Below are 16,257 nucleotides of genomic sequence, written 5' to 3'. Positions count from 1 at the left end.
CGCCCTGGGGGTGACCACGTTCACCACGAACCGGCACCCGCGTCGGCCTCGTCCGCCGGCGAGCGGATGCCCGCGGGATTCAGCGAGCACAAGACCCGCGTCGCCGGCATCGGCCTGCACTACGTCATCGGCGGCCACGGGCCGACGTTGCTGCTCCTCCACGGCTACCCGCAGACCTGGTACGAGTGGCACGGCATCATGCCCGCCCTCGCCGAGCACTACACGGTCGTCGCCCCCGATCTGCCCGGCGCCGGGCAGAGCGACGCCCCGCCCTCCGGTTACGACAAGAAGACGATGGCCGCCGAGCTGCACGCGCTGCTGGTGTCGCTCGGCAAGGCCGGCGACGTGCGGATCGTCGGCCACGACATCGGCACGATGGTCGCCTACTCCTACGCCGCGCAGTACCCGGCGACGGTGAAGAAGCTGGTCCTCAGCGAGGCGCCGATCCCGGACAAGGGCATCTACTCGATCCCCTCGCTGACCGAACAGGGGCCCGGCGTCTGGAACTTCGGGTTCTTCAACCTGACCGACGGCCTGCCGGAGAACATGATCAGGGGCCGGGAGGTCGCCTGGACCGCTGGCTTCATCGGCGGGTTCGAGGGCGTCCCGGGAGCGGTGAGCCCGGCCGACATCCGGGTGTTCGCGCACTACCTGCGCGATCCCGCCCACCTCGCGGCGAGCCTCGCCTGGTTCCGGGTGTTCCCGCAGGACATCCGCGACAACGAGGAGTTCGCGAAGACCCCGCTGCGGATGCCCGTGCTCGCCATCGGCGCCTCCGGCAGCCTCGGCGACGCCGAGGGCGAACAGGCCGCGAAGTACGCCTCCGACGTCACCGGGGTGACCATCGCCCACTCCGGCCACTGGATCTACGAAGAGCACCCCGAGGAACTGACCGCCATGCTGCTGCGCTTCCTCGGCCGTCCCGCCCCGCATCTGGAGAAGAGATCGTGATCAAGAGTTTCCCCGGCTTCGAAGACACCTCCGACACCGAGCCGTTCTGGTTCCTCGGCGGGCAGGCCAGGATCCTGCTCCCGGCACGGGCGACCGGCGACGCGATGAGCGTGATGGAGTTCTCCGACCCGATAGGCCATGCGCCGCCGCACCACGTGCACGAGAACGAGGAAGAGCTCTGGTTCGTGCTGGACGGCGAGATCTCCTACTTTGTCGGTGACAAGCGCCACGACCTGACCCCCGGGCAGGTCGCCTTCGGCCCGCGCGGCGTGCCGCACAGCTACCTGGTCCGCTCCGAGGGCGCGCGGCTCGCCGTCGTCTTCAGCCCGGCCGGCATCGAGGAGTGGTTTAGGTCCAACGGTGTCCCGGTGACCGACGCCAGGGACATTCCGCCGGCCTTCGACCTGGCGTCGATCGTGGGCTCGGCCGAGGCCTTCAAGCTGCGCGTCACCGGGCCGCCGCCAACGCTCTGAAGCCCCCATCAGCTGTCCACACCCAGACACCCAGACATCCAGAAGGGAAGTTGACATGAAAAACACCCTGCTGCGACGCAGGAGCGTGCTGATCCCCGCGCTGGTGGCCGCGGCCCTGCTCGCCGTCCCGGCGAGCTCCGAGGCCGCGCCGCACTTCTCCGCCCCGCCGCCCGCCGCCGCGCACACGGCGAAGCCAACGGTCGTCCTGGTGCACGGCGCCTTCGCCGACTCCTCCAGCTGGAACGGCGTCGTGACCCGGCTGGAGCGCGAGGGCTACCCCGTCCTCGCCGTGGCGAACCCGCTGCGCGACCTGGCCGGTGACGCGGCCTACGTCTCCAGCGTCCTCGACGGCATCCCCGGGCCCGTCGTCCTCGTCGGGCACTCCTACGGTGGCGCGGTCATCACCGATGCCGCCGCGGGCCACGCCAACGTCAAGGCCCTGGTCTACATCGCCGCGTTCGCGCCCGACCAGGGCGAGAGCGCCCTGGGGATCACCAGCGAGTACCCGGGCAGCCAGCTGCCGTCGTCCCTGGTGGTGCGGCCGTTCCCCGGCGGCGGCCAGGACGCCTACATCGACCCCGCCGCCTTCCGGAAGGTCTTCGCGGCGGACGTGCCGGCCCGCGAGACCCGCCTGATGGCGGCCGCGCAGCGCCCGGTGGCCGTGGGCGCGCTGGCCGCGCCCAGCAGCACACCGGCCTGGCGGACCATCCCGTCGTGGTACCTGGTCGCCGACGCCGACCAGGCCATCCCCCCGGCCGCCGAGCGGGCCATGGCCCAGCGTGCCCACTCCCACACCGTGACGGTACGGGGCGCCTCGCACGCCGTGGCTGTCTCCCACCCGGGAGCCGTCGCGGACCTCGTCGAGGCGGCCGCCCGGGCCACCGACTGACCGACGGGCACCGGTTGACGTCCGCCGCCGGGCGGCGGGCGTCAGCCGGCCGGGGGCTGATCGCCGTGGCGGGTCAGCACGGCGGCCAGCTGGCCCCGGGAGGCGATGCCGAGCTTGGGGAAGATGCGGTACAGGTGCGAGCTGACCGTACGGTGCGACAGGAACAGCCGCTGCCCTATCTCGCGGTTGGACAGCCCCTGCGCGGCCAGCTCGGCGATCTGGGTCTCCTGCGGCGACAGCAGTTCGCGCGGGTTCGCCGCGGGCTGCCACCCGCGCTCGCCCGTCGCACGCAGCTCCTGGTCGGCGAGGTTTGCCCAGGTGCGGGCACCGACGGCGTCGAACGCCGACCGTGCCGCCCGCAGCGGTCCGCGGGACTCCAGGACACGTCGCTGCCGGCGCAGCCACGAGCCGTGCGCCAGGTCGATACGGGCGCGGTGCCACGGCAGCCCGGAAGCCGCGCCGTCCCTGGCGGCCCGGAACAGCGACTCGGCCGACGCGCGGTCGGCCAGCACCGCCCTCGTGTACTCCAGGGCGATGGCCGCCCCTGTGGGAGGGGCATCGCCCACGAGCCGTTCGATGGAGGCCAGCGCGGTTCTCGCCTCGGCCCGCCGATCGGTGCGGACGGCGGCGTCGGCCAGGTAGCCGAGCGCCCACACCTGCTGCATCCGCTGGAACGCGGGGTCGGCGGGCTCGAAGACGCGGTGCAGCTCGCCGTACGCCTGCTCGTGCCGGTTCGCGCCCAACTCGGCGGTGCCGCGCGCCAGCTGCACGCCGGCCAGCAGGGACGACGCGGCGATCGGGGTCCGCAGCGCCACGTGCTCGGCCTCGGAGAGCAGGACGTGGCGGGTGTCCCAGCCCTCGCGCACCCCGTCGATCAGCGCCACGGCGATGCGCGCGGTCGCCGCCCACAGCGACTGGCCTGTCTCGTCGGCGAGCCGCACGGCCTCGTCGGCCGAGCGTGCCGGGTCGAAGACCCCGAGGTAGACCTCGGCCCAGGCGCGTATCGCGAGCGCCTCGGCGAGCAGGCTCATGCGGCCCTGGGCGCGGAGTTCCCGGACGGGGGTGGACAGGAAACCGACGGCCTGGCGGAAATCGCCCGTGCAGAACGCGGCGATGCCCAGCAGCCCGGCGAGTTCCGGCTGCCCGCCGGCGTCGGCCGGCCACCGGGCGAGCTGCTCGACCACCATCGGCGTCCGTTCGTGGAACCCGCACAGCGCGTGCAGGGCCAGCAGCCGCGGGTCGTGGGCCGGCAGGTTCACCTGCTCCGCGGCCCGGACGATCTCGTGCCGCACGGCCGGACCGGGATCGCGCCACCACACTCTGCGGGCCGCGCCGACCAGCAGCTGCATGGCGAGGTCGACGTCCTGTTCGCCGGTGGCGTGCTCGGCCAGTGCCACCAGGTGGCGCACCTCCGCGGGTTCACCCGTGGAGCCGTCGTGGAAGACGCCTTCGAGCCACGCCAGCCGCGAGCGGTCGCGGTGCCGGAGCGTCATCCCCGCAACTTGGGCCTTGATCTGCTCGACGTGGCTGAACCTGCCGAGTTGGAAGCCGAGTTCGGCGGCGCCGAGCAGACGTGCGGCCTGCGACGGCGGGTCCGGGCTCAGTGCGGCCGCCCGTTCCAGCCACGCGGCGGCCGAGGCGATCGCACCGCGGCGCTGGGCGTTCCCGGCGGCCTGTTCCAGCTCGGTCGCGATCCGTTCGTCGCGTCCCGACACCGCGGAGGCCCGGTGCCACACCGCGCGGTCCGGATGACCGGTCAGGACGCGCGCGAGCGCGGCGTGGGCCTCCCGACGTGCGGCCGCCGTCATGCCCTGCCGGAGGGCCGAGCCGACCAGCGGGTGGGCGATGCGGTACCGCTCGCCGGTCACGGTCAGGAGCCCGTGGTCGAGGGCCGGTTGCGCCGTGCCCAGGTCGACCGGCGAACCGTGGAGGATGCCCGCTGCGGCGAGGACGTCGCCGAGGCCGTCGCCGTCGTCGACCGCGGCGACGGTCAGGACGGCGCGGACGGCCGGGTCGAGGTGCTCGGCACGCGTGGCGAACGCCCGCTCCAGGCGGGTGGTCATGGGCAGGTCGTCGTCGAACTCGGTCCACGCGTACCGCCCCGACTCCAGCGCGCCGGCGAACTCGACCAGGGCGAGCGGATTGCCCCGCGCCTGCCGCAGTACGCGCTCCCGCACGGCCGCCGGCAGCTGCGGGGCCCGTGCGTCCAGCAGCTCGGCCGACGCGGCGTCGTCGATGCCGTCGAGTTCCGTCCACTCGATCGTGTGGGAGTCGGCGAACGGCAGGGCCTCGGGCCGCGACGTGCACAGCACGATCACCCGCTCACCGGCGATCCGGCGGCTGACGAAGGCCAGTGCGTCGATCGACGGCTGGTCCATCCAGTGGAGGTCGTCGAGACAGACCAGGACCGGGCTGTCCGCCGCCGCGTCGACAAGCAACTCCAGGGCCGCCAGGAAGGCGAAGAACGGGTGCACCTGGATCGCGTCGCTCATGGCGAAGCAGACGTGAAGGGCGTGGCGCTGCAGGGCCGGCAGCCGGTCGGCGCGGGAGAGCAGGGGCCGCAGCAGTTGATGGAGGCCGGCGAACGGCAGGTGCGTCTCGGACTGGCTGCCCCGCGCGGTGAGCACCGTGAACCCGGCGGATCGCGCGTGCTCCACGGCCTCCGCCTGCAGCGCGCTCTTGCCCACCCCGGGCTCGCCGAAGAGCCCGATCGCACGACCTCCGGATTCGACCGCGTCAAGGTGCCCGAACAGGGATCGCAGTTCGTCGTCGCGCCCGACGAGACGCCGTTCGTTGGTCGTGCTCACAAGAATCGATCATGCGGTCGACGGCGCCGCATGTCCAACCGCGCCGGATCGTGGCGCGGCCGCTCGGCCGGCCGCAACCAGGTGGGGATCAGCCGGTCGCCGGCCCTTCGAGTGCGGCGGCGATCCGCCGGCGCGAGGTGATGCCGAGCTTGCGGAACACCTTGTTCAGGTGGAACTCGACCGTCGAGGTCGTGATGAACAGCCGCGAGGCGATCTCGGCGTTGGTCAGTCCCGATGCGGCCAGCAGCGCCACGTGCCGTTCCTGGGGCGTGAGATCGGACCGGGTCTCCGGGACGCGCCGACGCGCCTTCTCCCCGGTCGCGAGCAGCTCGATCCGGGCCCGTTCGGCGAACAGCGCCGCGCCCCAGGCGTCGAAGGACTCGTACGCGGCCCGCAGGTGGTCCCGGGCCTCGGACCGGCGCTTGCGCCGCCGCAGCCACTCGCCGAACAGCAGCCGTGACCGGGCGTGTTCCATGGCCAGGGGAACGCTGCCCAGGAGGTCGATCGACTCCCGGTACCACCTCTCGGCCTCCGCGTCCTCCCCGGTCAGGGCCCGGCAGCGGGCCAGCAGCCCCAGTGCCCACGGCGTTCCGGCCAGCCGCGCGCGGTGTTCGAGCCGCTGGAGCGCCAGGGCCGCCGTGGGCCCGTCGCCCGCGCTGACGGCGGCCTCGACGAGGAGCGGCAGCATCAGATTGCCCTCCGACGGGAAGTCCTCCTCGTAGGCTGGCAGCGCGTGGCGCAGCGCCTCGTCGTAGCGCGCCATGCCCAGGTCGAGGATGCACCGGGCGTGGAGCGCCAGTTGGCGCAGCATGCCGAGTCCGAACGTCGCGGCGACGGCGTCCATGGTCGCGGCGACGGCGCGTACCTCGCTCTCCTTGCCCATCCACGCGTACAGCAGGGCCTTGTTGAGATCGCCCTGCGTCGCCAGGCCGATGGCCGCGGCGTAGTCGTCGGCCTCGGCCAGGAGCCCGTCGGCCGTGGTCAGCCGCCCGTTCCAGATCTCGGTGTACGCCTGGACCGTCAGGGACAGGGTGAGGCTGTACAACGCTCCCTGGCTGCGGTTCTCGGCGGCGAGCCGGCCGGCGATCCCGGCGTACGCGTCGATGTCCCACACGTCGCCCGCCGCGAGGCCCACGATGATGGCGAGCGGGCTGGCCATGTCGTGGAGTTCGGCCGACCTACTGAGTGTCGCCAGGGCCTCCTGGATCACCGGGACGCTGCTCTCGTAGCCGTAGGCGGTACGCAGGGCCAGGCCCTCGATCAGCTTGTCGGGGCTCCAGTCCGGGGCGTCCTGGTCGTGGGAGGCGCCGATCACGGCCTTGGCCACCTCTGCCAAGGTCGTGCGGTGCATGGTGTGCTGGGCGATGACGGCGGCGTGCATGGCCTCGTAGAGCAGCTCCCGGGTCATACGGGGATCCGCGTCGCCGAGTTCGGCCACGGCGTCGAGCATCATGGCGGGGACGCGGTCGTTGCGGGTCTCGAAGAGCTCGGCCGAGGCCCGTATCCGCAGCGCGAGGGCGCGGGCGGAGGGCCGGTCGAGGGCGGGAAGGGCGAGGTCGAGCAGGGGGTGCACGGCGGCGTGGTCGCCGGAGGCCAGATGGGCCTGGGCCGCGCCGAGGTAGCGCTCGGCACGTCTCGCCGGTTCGGTGGTGAGTTCGGCCGCCCTGGACAGGAACAGCGCCTGGGCGGAGTAGCCGCCCCTGACCCGGGCCCGGTCCGACGCGGCCTCCAGGTCCGCGGCCGCCGCGTCGTCGGTGCCGAGGACCGCCTCGGCACGGTGCCAGGCACGCCGGTCGGGGACGCGGGCCGGGTCGCTGGCCGCTTCGAGGGCGGCGTGGACCCGCCGCCGGTCGTCCCCGGAGGCCGCCGCGTATACCGAGGAACGGATCAGCGGATGCCGGAACCCGGCGCCGGGCCCGTGCTCCAGCACGCCCGCCTCGACGGCGGCGGCCGCGGCACTGGCCGGCAGGCCCAGTGCGCCCGCCGCGTGCCGGACCACCGCCAGGTCGTCGGTCGGCGCCGCCGCCATGAGGAGGAGCAGCGTCCGGGTGTGGGGCGGCAGCGCGGCGACGGACCGCCGGAAGTGCTCCTCCAGGAGCCTGCTCACCGGCAGCGGCTCGGGCAGGGGCGCGACCCCGGCCAGCTGCTCGGCGCCCAGGTGCGCGGCCAGTTCGACGAGGGCCAGCGGATTGCCCCCGGTGCCGGTCACGATCCGGTCCGCGACGGCCGGGTCCAGGTGCCCGCCGACGGCCCGGGTCAGCACCTCCCGGGCGTCGGTGGCGGGCAGCCCGCCGACCCGCAGCGAGGGCAGGGCGTCGAACAGCCCCCGGTCGCCGAGGTCGTCCCTGGCCGCGAAGATCAGGCCCAGGGAGTCGGCGTGGAGCCGCCGGGCGACGAAGGCCAGTGTCGCGGCGGACTCGGGGTCGAGCCAGTGGACGTCGTCGATCAGGCACAGCATCGGCAGCTCCGACGCCGCGCCGGACAGCAGGGTCAAGGTCGCCAGGCCGACCAGGTACCGGTCCGGGTGCGATGCGTCGGTCAGGCCGAACGCGCCGTTCAGGGCGTCCTGTTGCCGGGGGGGGAGCCGGTCGGTGCGGTGGAGGTGCGGCCGCAGGAGCCGGTGCAGCGCGCCGTAGCCGAGGGGCTTCTCGGCTTCGACGCCCACCAGCCGGGTCAGCGCGACGCCGGTGGCCTCGGCCGCCGCGTGGTCCAGCAGCCGCGTCTTGCCGATCCCGGCCTCGCCCACGAGCACCAGGACGCCGCTGAGTCCTTCCCGTACCGCTTCGAGCAGCCGTCCGATCGCCTCGCGTTCGGCGGGGCGGCCGACCAACGCCCGCCCCGCCGCGGAACGAGCCCCGCGCCACGCCATGGGAATCCCCTGTTCATCGCGTTCCTGCCGTGAGAACACGCTAGGCGCGCGACGACGACGGAATCGACCGTCACATGACGGTGGTTGTGCGCGCGTCCCGCGGCGAGACGCGCGCAGGGCCCCCGGGGCGGGTGGGCGGCCGGGGGCCGGCCGCCGTGCCCGAGGGGCCTTGCGGTGGTTCAGCGGTGGGGGCGTCAGGCCGTGGTGGCGGCGAAATCCTCGACGCCGTGGTGGACCTCGCTCATCAGCTCCGTGAGCGCCGTCAGGGGGCCCGGGGCATCGCTCTCGGTGTGTCCCTCTCCGGTGGCAGCAGCGTGTCCCGGTCCCCGGACCCTGGCCGAGCCGAGCGCGTTCACCGACGACCGGCGGGACACGGCGATGGCGGTCTTCGAACGTCTCGGACTGGAGCAGGCCCGGGTGCGCGGAGCCTCGGTCCGCGTCGACCACCTGGTCGACGCGGCAGGCACAGCGCAGCAGCTCAGCCTCGACGCCGGCCGGGAGAACCGCCGGCGCCGGGACCCGGTCGTCAACCGGTGCAATGCCCGTTCCGGCCTGGCACCGTCACCCGGGGCACATTCGCCACCGCCGTCACAGCGCCTGACCCAGGCCGGCGCCGCGTGCACGACGACCTGCCCACCGAACTCGCCCGCCTCCGCGTGAGCGAGTTCCGTCTGCTGCAGCAGCTACGCAGGGTCCGCGAGCCGATCTACAAGGTGGAGACCGGCGGCCTGCCCTGGGCGTTGGGCCCCGCACCTGGCTGGCGCCTGTAGCGCCTTCCGGGCGCCGCCGGCCGGGCGGCCCGGTATGACTGCACCGAGGACTGCTGGATCAACGACGGCCAGGTGCTCCCCGATACCGAAGCCACCGCATGGGCCGCCCGATGGGACGTGCTGGCTGGCCTGCGACCTGTACGCATCCCGCCTGCAGACCAACAGGTCGTTACTGGGTCCCAGCGCCCCGGACGGTCCCACTGCCTTCCAAGCCTCGCCGAGGCAGTACTACGGGAAGATCCCCGGCGGCTCGTCCCCTCCAGCTCTCCTCCGGTAAGAGCGCCAAGTGGACCCAGGCTGTGGCCACCCTCGGTGTGTCACTCAGCGCATCCACCTCCTACGATCGCGACCACAAGCAGCGCATCACCGCCGGCAAGACCGGTTCGCACATCATCTGGGGCAATAATGGTCCGCTCTCGAGCAAACCTGGCGTCTTCTACTCCTAGTGGACGCCTTCGCGCCACCGCCCCCCTGGTCCTCGCCGCCGGCGTTGCCCTGGCCGGATGCTCCGGGGAAGACGGCCGTCCCGCTCAGGGCCGCGCGCTGGACGGTGGAACCTATTCACAGGGCACTGTCGGCAGCGACCACGCGAAAGTCGGACAAGTGTGGTGGGCAGCGCTTCCACCACCCACCAACGTCTCGGACCAGGACCTCGAGGTCACCGGGGCGAAGGTACTCCGAGTTCCGAAAGGCATGAAGGTTCTGCGGTACGCCGCTTACAGCGCCAAGGACACCGACGGCATCGTGATGCTCGGGATCGAAGGCGACGCGGAGGATCCTCACTTCGAACGCCTCCACAACCACCTCCACGAGCCCATCAAAATCAAAGCGAAGGGCGACACTGACATCTACTACGTGGTCCGCGTGCAGATCACCGGACCCATCAAGGGCAACCTGAGCGGCGCTCGCTTCACCTACCGCCAGGACGGCCGCACCTACGAACAGACACTCAGAAGCGACGTAGCTCTGCGAGTCGAGCAGACCTGACACAACCGTCTGTGGCACCCCCAGAGAGGGGTGCCACACACGCCGGAAGCCACGCTATGCCGCGAGCCCGGAGGAGACGCGGCGTGGAGGCGGCCGGTATCGGAGGATGAGGCCGGCAGCGGCCCGGTGCCGAGTGAACGGCGGTTCGCCAGCATTGGCCGAGCATTCCACCGGATCTCCGAGTCGATGTAGTCGATCTCGCTCACGTCCACCTCCAGCCCCGAACGCTCCGACCACGGTCGCGGTCTCGGCATCGGAATCAGGTCTCCCGCAAGCCCTCGGTCACCGATCGCGCGCAGCCGCTTGCCGCTCGCGCCAGGGTGCACGTTCGGTCTCGGTCCAGGGGTCTGCCGCACGATCGGGCCCCATCACCCGCTAGGGCCGCGTCGACCTGCTCTGCATCGACGAACTCGGCAACACGGAACTCGACCGGCACGGCGCCGAGCTCCTCTTGCAGGTTCTGACCGAACGCGAGGAGAAGACCAGCATTGCCATCGCTTCGGACAAGCCGATCGGAGGCTCCAGGCTCTGCGCTGCCATCGTCGACCGGCTCACGTTCAACGGCACCATCATCGAGACCGGCACCAACCCCGACCGCCTCGCCTCCACCAGGGCGAAGACAGAGGCGGCTGCCAAGGCTGGCTGACACGTGTCCTTTGACCGTGACGTCCGTCGCACTGTCATCCCAATCGAGGCATTTGACGGCGAAGCCCGTCGCCAGCGCCCACGTTGCCGGTGGCGGCTTTGCGGGACGGGCCGCCGATCTGCCTATGCTCAGGCCCATGGCTCTGGAATGGGAACAAATCATCGTCGACTCCGCCGACCCGGTCGCACTCGGGCGCTGGTGGGCCGAAGCTCTCGGCTGGGTCGTGGTCGACGAGTCCGAGGAGATCATCGAGATCCGGCCTGAGCCGGACCGGATACCGGGCCTGCTCTTCGTGCCTGTCCCCGAGGGCAAGACGTCGAAGAACCGGCTCCACCCCGACTTCCGCCCCGACAACCAGGAGGCCGAGGTCGCCCGACTGCTCTCCCTCGGTGCCCGGCGCGTCGACACCATGCAGGACGGGCAGCACTGGGTGACCCTCCTCGATCCAGAAGGCAACGAGTTCTGCGTCCTCAGTAACCGCAAGAACTGAGAGGGACCGGGCAGCTGTCCGGGGCCCGACGTCCACCTCGTTGACACGCACGTCAGTCCGCCCCAGGTCAGGTCACCCCTGACTGACCATCTGCACTGTCACCTTCGCGGACCGTCGAGCGGAACACCCGGCCGTGACCTGCCGAGGACCCTGACAGCGGTCAGCGGCCCTGCCCGCCGCGTTGCGGGCGTGGGCGGCGGCGTTGCTGCGGCGGCCGCCGAGAGCGTCTGCGCGGCGCAGGGTCCTCGGCCCCGGCGGAAGCGGAGAACAGCGGCGCCGCCGAGAAACCGCCCGCCACGCCTGCGCTCGCGTGCGCCTGCGCGGGAATCACCGCCGTCGCGGCCGGCGGCCGGGCCGTCGCGACAGGACGGGGACGGGCGGCGGTCCCCATCGGCTTGGCGTGCGGGATCATCGGGGCGCAGACCTGGCAGACCTCTTCCACCGTCCACACCCGGCCGACCGCGGGGTCGTGACACAGGATCAGCACGACGCCGCCCGCGCACAGCACCTTGGTGTCGCCGTGGGCAGTGCACTGCCGGGCACGGCAGTGGCAGGCCGCGTCGGGCCGGATGGTGGCCACCCGGGCGTCGGCGGCGGCAAAGGTGCGCAGCGCCTTGAGGTCCCTGGATCAGGGCGGCATCTTGCAGGCGGTGCTGCTGCAGGGACTGGTACGGAGTTCGCTTCCCGCGCGAGGTGTGGCCGATCAGCCGGCTTGCCCCGGATCGGCGTTTATCTTCTTCATGCACGCGTCGTCGTAGGCGAGCAGGGTAATCACGCCGACCTGGCTGCTCAGGTACTCCGCGACCATGGTCCAGCCGCGCTGTTTGAGAACTACGCGGGCGTCGTAGACCACCCCGTCCGGGCCCCTGCGCTTGTCCGGTTCCCGGGCCTGCTGCCAGTCGCGCTCGCGCAACTCGCTCACCACCGACTCCCAGCGGGCAACGTCAACCTTGGTGGCCTTGGTACCGAAGCCCTTGAAACCGAGGGCGCACGATCGCGACGAACCCGCCTCAGCGTCCTCGTTCATGCCTCCGAAGTCCGGTGCGTTCGCCGGAACGCCCGCGTCGGCCGCGGAGGTGTCGAGGTCCGTCCGCACGACTTCCTTTGTGAGCGGTCCGGTGCCCTGGGGCCGAGGCTGAGGCGGCGCCGGCACCGGGGCGGCGGCCGCCTCCGTGCCGGTGTCGCCGGCCCCACAGCCTGCGGCGCCGAGCGCAATGACCGCCACCGCCACGGTGGCCCACTTCGTGTTGCGCAAAGTCGCATCCTTCCAGGTCGGGGGCTGTACACCCCCGTGATCAAGGGAGGAGTCTGCCACGGGGTACCGACAAGGCGACACGGGTTATGCGGCAGATCAGCTGTGGCCAAGCCTTGTGGCGGGTCGAAGCGCCGGGCTGTGAGCAGCAAGGGGGAAACCGGGCACGGCCCCAACACGCGGACCGCCCACCGGCGGCTGCCCCGCCCTCGCACTCCGACGGACGAGGATGAGTTCCTCCGGCTGCCGTAGGGCGGTCTCCGAGGAGGGGAACGGCGGGACACGCCGAGGGGCCATCCCATCGACCCGTGCTGGCGCCACGCGGAAACACCGCGGAACATACTCAAGTCTACAGTTGTATACTTAGCGGGCAGCACGACCTTCCTGCGCTCTGGCGCAGGAGAAATCCGTATGGGAGCAAGGAATGAACCTCAATCTCGAGGGCAAGCGCGCTCTGGTCACCGGCTCGAGTGCCGGCCTGGGCGAGGCCACCGCGAAAATGCTGGCGGCGGAGGGCGCCGCGGTCGTCATCCACGGCCGGCACAAGGACCGCACCGAGCAGGTCGCCCAAGACATCCGCCGGGCCGGAGGCACCGTCAGCACGGCACTGGGTGACCTGGCCACAGACGAGGGCGCCGCCGCGGTCGCCCAGGCCGCCACCGCGGACGGTCCCGTCGACATCCTCGTGAACAACGCCGGCTTCTACCGGCATCTGTCGTGGGCTGAGGCGAGTCCGGCGGAATGGACCGACGCCTACAACATCAACGTCGTCTCGGGTGTCCGGATGATCCGGCATCTGGTTCCCGTCATGCGGGAACACGGCTGGGGCCGGGTGATCACGATCGGCGGCGGACTCGCCTCCCAGCCGATGAACACCCATCCGCAGTACAACGCCACACTGGCCGCCCGGCACAACCTCGCGGTGTCACTCGCCCGCGACCTCAAGGGCACCGGCGTCACCTCGAACATCGTCTCGCCCGGCGCGATCCTCGTCGAAGCGACAAAGGAGTTCGTCACAGCCCTCGGTCCCGCCCGCGGGTGGGGACAGACCTGGGAGGAAGTCCAGCCGAACGCGGTCGAGGCCCTCATTCCCAACGACCACGGCCGTTTCGGCAAGCCCGACGAAATCGCCGCCGCCGTGACATACCTGTGCAGCGACTACGCCGAGTACATCAGCGGAGCCACGATCCGCGTGGACGGCGGACTCATCCGCTCCGCATTCTGAGCTGGGGCGCCGATGCAGGCCACCCGCCAAATCGCCTCCGCGCTCGGAATGCGTCACGCGGCAGCCCGCACGGCAAAGCCAGCACAAGGCGGCCCGCGCCGGTCGCTCCGCGGGCCCATCGGGCGCGTGGCCACCGCGCCCGACGGCACTGCGGCCGGCACAGCCTGCCCGGTCGGCCGCCGTCCTTACGGTCCGGTCGGGCAGGCCGTCAATCACATCTCCGGCCTCCCGGAACACCTTCGCCTTCACCTGGAGCTGACCGGAGAATCCGGTACGCCTCACGCCGGCGACCGTTAGTGCTGGGGGCCGGTCGGGCGAGTCGTCCGGCAGTCGGCGCCGGAACCGCGCAGCGGTCGCCCGGCGCAGATTCGGCGCCCCGCCGTCGGCCCGTAGGCCTCACCCAGGGGCCTACGGGCCGAACGGCGGCACGGGCGGCAGAGAACCTCAAAGCTCTACAGCCGTAGACCGGCGTTTCGGCCTCACTACACTCGTGTCGTGGAAAACGAACCGCCTCGGCGCGAGCCGCCGCCTGCCGCCCCCCGCCGGTCCCGCAACGCGGCAGCGACCCGCGAGGCGATTCTCTCGTCCGCCGTGGAAGCCTTCACCCGCCTCGGCTACGACGCCGCCGGCGTGCGGGACATCGCCAAGGACGCCGGCGTCACCGCGATGATGGTCAACCGCTACTTCGGATCCAAGGAACAACTGTTCGCCGAGGTCGTGGACACCTGCTTCGCCCCACGGACCGTGGTGGGCAACGATCCGGCAGCCATGGTCCACGACGTCGCCCGGTCATTGGTGGAGCGCACCGCGCCCGAGGCCGACGAACTCAGCCCTTTCCTGCTGATGCTGCGATCCGCATCCAACCCACAAACCGCCGAAGTCGCTCGCCAAGGCATCGAACGGCACGTGGAACGGCACCTCAGCAGTTTGATGACAGGCGACAACACAACGGAACGCTCCGCACTCGCACTGTCGGTGATCGCCGGTGTGTGGCTGATGCGGAAACTGATCAGGAACACGGCACTGGTGGAAGCAGACCCCAACGAACTCGCCGAGCGCCTGGAGAACCTCCTACGAACCCTCCTGGAAGACACCCCACCCGAAGAACACTGACCGACCCGCCCCCGGCCTCGGTCCACTCCGACGACTCCACACAAACCTCCTTCCACTCCAGCAGCGCTTCGCTATCCGGCCTGGTGAGAGGCGTCGTTCGGAGTGTAGGGCGTCTCCAAGGACTCACGGCCCCGCGCCGACCACCTCATCGAAGCGTGGAAGCCCGGCGAGTCGTCCGAGGTCACCTTCGTCACGTGCCGGGGTAACCACCAGTAGCGGCGCCGTCGGCGACGCAGACAGCGAGATCCGGGACACGTCCGGCCTCCCCTCCCCGAACGCCGTCCGCATACCCGCCCGCGACGGTCTCCCCACTCGGCGTCCGCCCCGCTGGTCTGCATGACAAGGCGATTCACATCGGTACGGGGGTGACGCCCACGCGCCGCCCGGCACAGCACCGGGACGGCGCGTCACATCACAAGCGGGCAACTAACCAAGCACTCCCGAGTGCAAGGGTCAGAAGTGACTGATCGCCACTACCTGCCGGCGCGCCCATTTTTCCACGCGGACCATATGAGGGCGATGGCGACATACGTGGCTACCAGTCCTAGCGCGAACATGAGCCAGAAGACGGTCACACCGAGTACCGGCACCTTGTACGTCACGCTGATCAAGATGGCCGCCAGGATGCCCCCGAAAGTCCACAACCCACAGATGAGCCCGACATCATCACTGGACTTACTGCTCACTGCCCCACCCCTCAACTCCAGGCCCGGAGTTGGGCCTGTGCCGGCAGGCTACCGGCCTTGCCCCCTCCCCCTACGGAAGCATGACCCGCAGGCTTGCGTGCCAGCAGTCACACCGTCACGCCGGACGCGACACGGCACTCACATGCAGGTATGAGCGCGAACCAACCAGGCTCTACCGCTCAAAGTCGATGCCGGAGAACCCACCTCGAGCCCGGCAGCGCGACGGCCGCGGTCTTCGCCGCGCCCTTCCACGATGGCATCCCTCTACGCGCCGAACAGGGAGTCCCAAAAGGCATCTTCCGGGTCGGGTTCTTCTGGGTGGAGCATGCAGCGTCTGCAGCGCAGGAGTCCTGGTTCGTTGGTGCCGGAGGCGGCGCTCATCCATGGCAGGGCCTCCTCCATGGCGTGTGCGCACTCTTCGTCGGCGAGGGCGTCGACGGTCCGGCGGAGCTCCAATTGGTGCGCGGATGCGCGCTCCGCAGCCGCTGAAGGGCTGCCGGCGCCTCCTCGCGTACAGACGCGTCCGGGTCCTGGCGGAGCCGTTCACGAACCGTCTCGGTCACAGGATCGGGGTCCGTCCCCGGCAGAGGAAAACGGTCGAGGGCGATAGCGACCCCACCGCGCGCCCGCGCCTCGCGGTCGTCGGCGGCAACACGGATCACCGGCAGGATCTGCGGACGCAGGTTCGACCGTTTGCGGGTCAGGCACCCATCAGGAACCCGACGGCTACAGCAGAGAACGGTGCTGCGGCGCCCTTATTAAAGAATGGCACGCCAAAGCGGCGATGAGAGACCGCGAAAACCCCACCCCGAGGTCCGCGCCTTATGAACAACTTGCAAAGGAAAGCTCACCCGATGGCCTGTACACAAGAGGACGGAATAGCATTTATCGTCGTGCGTTGACCTTTCCACCATCCCCGAACCGGCACAGATCGGATCTTCTGGATCAAGATCTTTGACCAGGTCAGACGCGGCGAGTGGGGCGAAGAGAGCTTCAATCGGACGCTCGTCCGGGCCCGGGTGCGCCATCCGGAAGTGCGACCTCCATTCACGTCGACATCCCCCGTCACCCTTCACCGTCAGTAAAGGGCTTGGGAAAA

At 71.0% G+C, this 16,257-nt stretch carries 12 protein-coding genes and 1 pseudogene; 9 read left to right on the top strand and 4 right to left on the bottom strand.

Translation table 11 applies throughout. The features are described 5' to 3' along the window. The first annotated feature begins 66 nt into the window (after positions 1–66). From ACFZAU_RS38450 to ACFZAU_RS38440, 3 genes are read left to right on the top strand one after another with little or no spacing between them, the layout of a single operon-like run. On the top strand, positions 67–951 hold the full coding sequence (locus tag ACFZAU_RS38450) for an alpha/beta fold hydrolase (protein ID WP_500556071.1): 885 nt from the start codon (positions 67–69) through the stop codon (positions 949–951). Continuing rightward, positions 948–1,424: a cupin domain-containing protein gene (locus ACFZAU_RS38445; RefSeq protein WP_500556070.1), complete on the top strand. Its 477-nt coding sequence runs from the start codon at positions 948–950 to the stop codon at positions 1,422–1,424. The genes ACFZAU_RS38450 and ACFZAU_RS38445 overlap by 4 nt, the downstream gene beginning before the upstream one ends. 55 nt (positions 1,425–1,479) lie before the next feature. Further along, entirely contained in the window at positions 1,480–2,313 is an 834-nt protein-coding gene (locus ACFZAU_RS38440) for an alpha/beta fold hydrolase (RefSeq protein ID WP_500556069.1), read from the top strand. A gap of 41 nt (positions 2,314–2,354) precedes the next feature. Here ACFZAU_RS38440 and ACFZAU_RS38435 read toward each other — a convergent pair whose 3' ends face one another. Both ACFZAU_RS38435 and ACFZAU_RS38430 read right to left on the bottom strand, forming a co-directional pair. Continuing rightward, positions 2,355–5,120, bottom strand: coding sequence for an ATP-binding protein (locus ACFZAU_RS38435; protein ID WP_500556068.1), 2,766 nt, complete (start codon positions 5,118–5,120; stop codon positions 2,355–2,357). A gap of 88 nt (positions 5,121–5,208) precedes the next feature. After that, entirely contained in the window at positions 5,209–7,989 is a 2,781-nt protein-coding gene (locus ACFZAU_RS38430; RefSeq protein WP_500556067.1) for a helix-turn-helix transcriptional regulator, read from the bottom strand. Positions 7,990–8,606: 617 nt separating this feature from the next. Between ACFZAU_RS38430 and ACFZAU_RS38425 the strand changes: the two genes are divergently transcribed. The 4 genes and pseudogenes from ACFZAU_RS38425 to ACFZAU_RS38410 all read left to right on the top strand — a co-directional run bounded on the left by ACFZAU_RS38425 (position 8,607) and on the right by ACFZAU_RS38410 (position 10,882). After that, positions 8,607–8,759 (top strand): hypothetical protein, encoded by a 153-nt coding sequence (locus ACFZAU_RS38425; RefSeq protein ID WP_500556066.1) that lies wholly within the window; start codon positions 8,607–8,609, stop codon positions 8,757–8,759. A gap of 603 nt (positions 8,760–9,362) precedes the next feature. Then, on the top strand, positions 9,363–9,746 hold the full coding sequence (locus tag ACFZAU_RS38420; RefSeq protein WP_500556065.1) for a hypothetical protein: 384 nt from the start codon (positions 9,363–9,365) through the stop codon (positions 9,744–9,746). Positions 9,747–10,125: 379 nt separating this feature from the next. Then, positions 10,126–10,392: pseudogene (locus ACFZAU_RS38415) on the top strand (ATP-binding protein); the annotation flags it as partial. Positions 10,393–10,528: 136 nt separating this feature from the next. Further along, positions 10,529–10,882: a VOC family protein gene (locus ACFZAU_RS38410; protein WP_500556064.1), complete on the top strand. Its 354-nt coding sequence runs from the start codon at positions 10,529–10,531 to the stop codon at positions 10,880–10,882. Positions 10,883–11,042: 160 nt separating this feature from the next. Here the strand turns inward: ACFZAU_RS38410 and ACFZAU_RS38405 are convergent, their stop codons facing one another. Both ACFZAU_RS38405 and ACFZAU_RS38400 read right to left on the bottom strand, forming a co-directional pair. Next, entirely contained in the window at positions 11,043–11,462 is a 420-nt protein-coding gene (locus tag ACFZAU_RS38405; RefSeq protein ID WP_500556063.1) for a hypothetical protein, read from the bottom strand. A 123-nt stretch (positions 11,463–11,585) separates the two neighbouring features. Beyond that, positions 11,586–12,137 (bottom strand): hypothetical protein, encoded by a 552-nt coding sequence (locus ACFZAU_RS38400; RefSeq protein WP_500556062.1) that lies wholly within the window; start codon positions 12,135–12,137, stop codon positions 11,586–11,588. Positions 12,138–12,558: 421 nt separating this feature from the next. Between ACFZAU_RS38400 and ACFZAU_RS38395 the strand changes: the two genes are divergently transcribed. After that, positions 12,559–13,359, top strand: coding sequence for an SDR family NAD(P)-dependent oxidoreductase (locus ACFZAU_RS38395; RefSeq protein WP_500556061.1), 801 nt, complete (start codon positions 12,559–12,561; stop codon positions 13,357–13,359). 495 nt (positions 13,360–13,854) lie between these two features. Beyond that, on the top strand, positions 13,855–14,472 hold the full coding sequence (locus ACFZAU_RS38390; protein WP_500556060.1) for a TetR/AcrR family transcriptional regulator: 618 nt from the start codon (positions 13,855–13,857) through the stop codon (positions 14,470–14,472). Positions 14,473–16,257: the final 1,785 nt, after the last annotated feature.

Source organism: Streptomyces sp. NPDC008238 (genome assembly GCF_042956445.1).
In the GTDB taxonomy this organism is placed as follows: Bacteria; Actinomycetota; Actinomycetes; order Streptomycetales; family Streptomycetaceae; genus Actinacidiphila.
This window is presented reverse-complemented; position numbering and strand designations above follow the sequence as displayed.

Excerpts from the sequence above, each read along its gene's own strand:
- ACFZAU_RS38450 (WP_500556071.1), top strand. The coding sequence starts at position 67 with ATGCCCGCGGGATTCAGCGAGCACAAGACCCGCGTCGCCGGCATCGGC.
- ACFZAU_RS38440 (WP_500556069.1), top strand. The coding sequence starts at position 1,480 with ATGAAAAACACCCTGCTGCGACGCAGGAGCGTGCTGATCCCCGCGCTG.
- ACFZAU_RS38430 (WP_500556067.1), bottom strand. The coding sequence starts at position 7,989 with ATGGCGTGGCGCGGGGCTCGTTCCGCGGCGGGGCGGGCGTTGGTCGGC.
- ACFZAU_RS38410 (WP_500556064.1), top strand. The coding sequence starts at position 10,529 with ATGGCTCTGGAATGGGAACAAATCATCGTCGACTCCGCCGACCCGGTC.
- ACFZAU_RS38395 (WP_500556061.1), top strand. The coding sequence starts at position 12,559 with ATGAACCTCAATCTCGAGGGCAAGCGCGCTCTGGTCACCGGCTCGAGT.